At 44.9% G+C, this 336-nt stretch carries 1 protein-coding gene; it reads right to left on the reverse strand.

The window, feature by feature from the left end; genetic code table 11:
* Nucleotides 1–319 (reverse strand): RRXRR domain-containing protein (locus HXW94_RS19015; protein WP_178368442.1); only part of this gene is annotated, 319 nt, incomplete at its 3' end.
* Between the last annotated feature and the right edge of the window lie 17 nt (nt 320–336).

Here is a 336-nt window from a genome sequence, read left to right on the forward strand (position 1 = left end):
GGTTTCTCCGGGATCTTCTGATGGCTCGTCTTGATTCCAGATTATTTTTGATCTGTTGGCCTCGATGTCTCAGTTCCATGGCAAAAACAATTTCTCCGGTATCGTCGTTAATCACGGCAATTCCGGTCTCTCTACTGCCCGGATCAATCTTGATCCGCAATGGGTTTGATGCTACGTCCAAGACGTTCTCTTTCAAAATGATCGTGAAGGGGAACTGTCTGAAAACCGCGGCTTTCCCTTCTGTTAAAAGCAATCTTGCCTTTGCCGGATGCACCGGATTCTGCGGCTTTTTGTTTGTATCCAGAACAAATACACTCAATTTTAAAATCCTCTTGT

Source organism: Desulfobacter latus (assembly GCF_013389365.1).
Taxonomy (GTDB): domain Bacteria; phylum Desulfobacterota; class Desulfobacteria; order Desulfobacterales; family Desulfobacteraceae; genus Desulfobacter; species Desulfobacter latus.